A 4,498-nucleotide genomic window follows, 5' to 3' on the forward strand; every position below is an offset into this window, starting at 1 on the left:
ATCATTATGAACGAGAGCCGGGAGCTTTCAGGTCGTACGCCTGAATATACCGTGATTGATGAGTCTGAGTTGCGGCTGATAATCTGGGCAGCTCAACATGAGAGTGAGTAACAATCAAGGCATCTCGAAAAAGTCGATGATCTTCCCCGTGGCGCTGCCCTCTCACCATAAGGAGGTCAGTCAAGGTTCGCACCAGGGTGGAGCGGAAGAACCTGGCTCCTTTCTCCCCCTCGAAACGCACCCCCAGGGCCTCCTCCAACGCGGAGCGCACCGTCGCAAGCTGGAGGGCGTCCCCTGCTGCTTCCACCCGGGCCAGACCGTCCCGGGCATAGCTGGCCAAGATCCAGCGTCTTTGTAAAGCTATTGCCAGGACGCTACACTAGGCCAAGGCAGCCTGCATGAGGGACTCACGGCGGGCTTCAAAGTGTGCCCGGTGGAGGGCCTTGACCGTTGCATCGGCATCACAGACACGGAACTGGTGGCCAACACGCACATAGCGTCGCGCATTCTGGTGACGCAGTTCAATCACCACCGGACTTTTGGCCGGAACTCGCTCCTGACTGCTCTGGCTCTGGAGGCACGTGCGCAACTTGGCCTGGTAAGCCAGGTCACCGGCCTGTCCAGCCTCCAGCGTCACCAGCACCAGGTTGATGTCCTCCACCACGGAGCAGTCGTCAATAATCAGTTGCACCTGCTCGTCACGGCGATCCACGGTGGCCCATAGCAACAGGCGGGTGTCCTCGCTCAGGTATTCCTGCAGTTGGGCATAGGTCTTGGGGAACACCACCGCCTCGCAGCTTCCGCTCAGATCCTCCACGGTCAACACCCCCATGGGGTCTCCTTTGCGGGTGGTGACGATCTTGAGCACCGACACCATGACAATGGCGCTCACCTTGTGCTTATCCGGCAACTGGTCCAGATCAGCCAGGCTGACGGGGGCCAGCAGGCGGGCGGGATTGCGCAGCGGCTTCAGGGGGTGGTCCGAAAGGTAGAAGCCCACAATCTCCTTTTCCAGCCGTAATTTCTGACGCAGGTCGTATTCCTTGGTGGCCGGGGCTTTGGGTGCGTTCTCCAGGGGGGCGCCGGAAGAACTGGCGGTGGTGGCCGCAAGGTCAAAGATGCTTCCCTGACCACTGGCCCGATCCTTGGCCCGGTCGCTGGCCCAACTGACCACCAACTCCATATCGGCCATCAACTGGGCCCGGTTGCCCTGGGATTCAAGACCGTCAAGGGCGCCGCTGTGGATCAGGGCTTCCAGTGCCCGCTTGTTGAGCAACCCCACGGGCAACCGGTCACAAAGATCCGCCAGGGAGTGGAACGGTCCGTCCTGGTCACGGCTGGCCAGGATTGCCTTGACGGCCCCTTCCCCCAGATTCCGCACAGCCCCCAGACCAAAACGAATCTGCTGGCCAACGGGGGTGAAGTCCAGACCCGATTCGTTCACATCAGGCCGCAATACTTCAATTCCCATGGCATTGCAGTTGCCAATATAACGCTGTACCTTGTCGCTGCTGCCGGAATTCACTGTCAACAGGGCTGCCATATAGGCAACAGGGTAATTTGCCTTGAGGTATGCTGTTTGATAAGTTACGGCGCCGTAAGCTGTTGAGTGGCTCTTGTTAAAGCAATATTCAGCAAATAGAACCATCTGATCAAATAATTTACTGGCAATGTGTTTGTCCACGCCATGGTCTTTGGCGCCATTGATGAAGATGGTGCGGTGTTTCTCCATCTCCGTGATTTTCTTTTTACCCATGGCCCGGCGCAGCAGGTCGGCTTGTCCCAGGGAGTACCCCGCCAGATCCTGGGCAATGCGCATGATCTGCTCCTGATAGACCATGATTCCGTAGGTCTCCTCCAGAATAGGCTGAAGCTTGGCATGGGTAACATGGACCTGTTCACGCCCATGCTTGCGGTTAATGAATTTGGGAATCAGCCCTGCATCCAGCGGACCGGGTCGGTAGAGGGCCAGGATGGATGAAAGATCTTCCAACGAGGAAGGGCGCAAGTCACACACAACCTGCCGCATGCCACTGGATTCCAACTGGAAGATGCCTTCCAGATCCCCTTTGGACAACAAACCATAGGTGTCCTTGTCATCCTGGGGGAGGGTATAAAGATCCAGGTGTTCGTCCCGGGTTTGTTGAATCAACTCCAGGGCCTTGTCAATCATGGTCAGGGTCTTGAGGCCCAGAAAATCCATCTTGAGGAGCCCCATGGACTCCACGTCGTCCATGGGGTATTGGGTAATCACCTGGCCCTCGTTGCTGCGTTGCAGAGGCACCAGCTCATCCAGGGGATCCGCGCCAATCACCACGCCGGCAGCATGGACGCCATAGGTTTTGTTGGTTCCCTCAATGCGCAGGGCCAGATCAATCCAGCGGCGCACCTTTTCATCCTTCCTATATTTTTCCCGAAACTCCGACGCCGGAGTCTTATCACCGAGCATCACCTTAAGCTTTACAGGTTTTCCACGAACCACAGGAATCAATTTCGCCAGCCGGTCGGCTTCCCCGTAGGGTATGTCCAGAACCCGGGCCACATCTTTGAGGACGGCTTTTGACGTCATGCGATTGAAGGTGATAATTTGCGCCACGCGATCACCACCGTAGAGTTGGGTGACGTAGTCAATCACCTCGCCGCGGCGTTCAATACAGAAATCCGTATCAATATCGGGCATGGACTTGCGCTCAGGATTCAGAAAACGCTCAAAGAGAAGACCGTGGTCCACAGGGTCGATATTGGTAATTTCCAGGGCAAAGGCCACCAGAGAACCCGCTGCCGAGCCGCGACCGGGGCCTACGGGGATTTTCTGAAGGCGCGCAAAGCGGATGTAGTCCCACACCACCAGGAAGTAGGTGGGGAATCCCATGCGTTCAATGATCTCCAGCTCCCGCTCCAGCCGCTCCCCGTAGGTGGGATACCGAGAGACAACGGCTTCCCAGTCTGGTTGCTGAAGCTGCTGTTGCAGGCCGTCACGGCTCACGTGGCGCAGGTGGTCAATGGGGGTAGCCTGCTCAGGCAAACCCGGGAAATGGGGCATACGGCATTTGCCAAGAATGTCGTAGTCCTCCACCTTCTCGGCCACAGCCAGAGTGTTGGCCATGGCCCGTTGAATCACCTGCGGTTCCAGATGATCCTGAAACAGGCAGGCCATCTCCTCCGGAGACTTGAGATACTCTGTTCCCGTATAGCGAAGCCGTTTCTCGTCTGTCACCATCTTGCCTGTGAGAATACAAAGCAAGGTGTCGTGGGCTTCCACATCTTGATTGCTCAGATAATGGGCGTCGTTGGTGGCAATGACGTCAATGCCAAGTCCATGGGCGATTTTAACAATCTCCGTATTCACAATCCTGTCTTCATAGGAACCATGGTCCTGGATTTCCAAGTAGAAGTCGTCCCCGAAGCAATTTTGATACCATGCGGCCACCTGGCGGGCCACATCCAACCGTCCCTGCAAAATCGCTTGCGGGATTTCACCCCCAAGGCAGGCCGTGGAAATGATGAGGCCTTCTTTGTGCTTTTCCAATAATTCCTTATCAATACAGGGTCGACTAAAGATTCCCCTGCCCCGCATTCCCTGCAGATGACTGATGCTGGTTAGCTTCACCAGGTTACGGTAGCCTTGATCGTTTTTCGCCAGGACCACCAGATGGTAACGGCGCTCTCGTTTTTGCTGCGGTGCTGTAATGGAGCCGTTAATAATATACATTTCATTGCCGATAACGGGTTTGATGCCCGCTTGGCGGCACAGCTTGAGCAATTCAATGGCGCCATACATCACCCCATGGTCGGTGAGGGCCAGGGCGGGCATCCCTAGCTCCTTGGCCCGGGCCACCAGTCGGGGGAGGTGGGAGGCTCCATCCAGAAGGCTGTAGTCACTGTGGTTGTGCAGTGCAACGAAGCTCACACCAGGCGCCGCATGGACTGGGAAGCCTAGGGCCAATTCCGGGGGCGAGCCCCGGCAGTCGCCAGCAACAAAAACTGTCCCAAGGCCCACGGGTCCCACGGGATTCCGGTGTACCCCAGGGCCACCTGTACATTGATCCCATGATCTCTGTTGCATCTCTCCATCCTTTCTGGGTGGGACTGCTGGTGAACGGGGGGCTCATCCTTCTGGTTCACCGCCTGCCGGTGCTCACCGTCCAGGGCTGGGTCCACGGGGGAGCCTTGGGCGCCATGCTTTGGGGAACCATGGGCTGGCCCGGCTGGCTCACCGTTGTGCTCTACCTGGCGTTGGGTTCAGCGGTGACCCGCCTCGGCCTCAAGCGCAAGCAGGCGCTCCGGTTGGCGGAAGCCCGGGGCGGGCGCCGTGGTCCGGGCAACCTTTGGGGATCCGCGGCAACGGGTTTGAGCCTGGCGGTGCTCATGGCCCTGATCCCTGGGGCGGCGCCTCTGCTGACCCTGGGCTTTGTGGCCAGCTTTGCCGCCAAGCTGGGGGACACGTGGGGCAGTGAAATCGGCAAACGCTGGGGTGGGCGCACCCTGCTCGTCACCA

The 4,498-nt window shown here is 58.0% G+C and carries 2 protein-coding genes; one reads left to right on the top strand and one right to left on the bottom strand.

The window, feature by feature from the left end:
- Window positions 1-379: 379 nt before the first annotated feature.
- Window positions 380-3,910 carry a DNA polymerase III subunit alpha gene (locus tag BG35_RS0106835; RefSeq protein WP_025782247.1) on the bottom strand — a complete coding sequence of 1,177 codons (3,531 nt, stop codon included), beginning with the start codon at window positions 3,908-3,910 and terminating at the stop codon, window positions 380-382.
- Window positions 3,911-4,050: 140 nt separating this feature from the next.
- Between BG35_RS0106835 and BG35_RS0106840 the strand changes: the two genes are divergently transcribed.
- Window positions 4,051-4,498, top strand: a 448-nt coding sequence (locus tag BG35_RS0106840; protein WP_025782248.1) for a DUF92 domain-containing protein, incomplete at its 3' end; no start/stop codon positions are given.

The sequence above is a fragment of the Candidatus Synechococcus spongiarum SH4 genome, assembly GCF_000586015.1.
Classification (GTDB): domain Bacteria; phylum Cyanobacteriota; class Cyanobacteriia; order PCC-6307; family Cyanobiaceae; genus Synechococcus_B; species Synechococcus_B spongiarum_F.